Genomic DNA, 879 nt, shown 5'->3' with positions numbered 1-879 from the left:
CCGCGGATCTCTTCTGGTCGCGGGGGTGTCTGGGTGACTGATCAATCGCACCCGCTGTGGGGGTGATCCGGCTTGTTCGCGGGCTGCTTGTTGTCGGGCGATCGCCTCGGCCAGGTTTTGGCTGTTGCCGATCCAGACCCGTGCAGCGATGCTGCGGCCCTGGGCTCGGCCGGCGGCCACGTCGGCTACCGCGGCGGCGGCAGCTTCGTGCCGATACCAAGGCACCTGAGTGGATTCGGAGTTCACCGCGTGGATAACGATTTCCTCGGCCGCATCCGGCTCCCCGATCACCAACATATCGCCCGTAGCGTCGAGCAGCCGCACATCTACATTCCCCGGAACCTGCGCGGCCCAACGCTCTACCTCGACAAGCAGTTCCGCCTGGGCGGCCAGCTCCGCCAACTGTGCTTGCTGCTGCTCGGTGCGCACACCCAGCCGGTGGAGCCGGTCGATTTCCCGACGCAGGAACACTCGCCTGGCCTCGTTCCGCGCCGCCAGGGGGAAGCCTTCGATGCGAGCGACGGTTTCGGGGATGGCGGCGATCATCATCCTTTGCAGGGCTGGGCCGCTCCATTCCCAGGCTTGCTCGAAATCGGCCGGAGTCCGGGATTGTTGTTGGATGGCGCGCATTCGGTCCCGAGCCTGGTTCTGCTCGTCGAGATTTCCGGGTCCTTCGTCCGGTTTCAGCGCTGGTTCCGGTTGGGCGCGTTCGGAATCCACCCAGGGGATCTGGGATGCCAGGCGCTGCTCGAGATCCCGAAGTTGCGTCACGGCCTGTTGCCGCCGCCGGGTGGCTGTGAGCACGTCTTCTACTTCGTTGCGCCAGCGTGGACTCACAGTGGGGGATTCGTCCTGCGCTGCCAGGAAATTCGTCAGTAT

General features: G+C 65.3%; 1 protein-coding gene. It reads left to right on the top strand.

What is annotated here, in order from left to right; all coding sequences use genetic code 11:
- Window positions 1-72: 72 nt before the first annotated feature.
- On the top strand, window positions 73-879 hold an 807-nt coding region (locus tag AB4Z47_RS27570; RefSeq protein WP_441955087.1), incomplete at its 3' end, for a hypothetical protein.

The organism is Nocardia sp. 2TAF39, from assembly GCF_052114905.1.
In the GTDB taxonomy this organism is placed as follows: Bacteria; Actinomycetota; Actinomycetes; order Mycobacteriales; family Mycobacteriaceae; genus Nocardia.
This window is presented reverse-complemented; position numbering and strand designations above follow the sequence as displayed.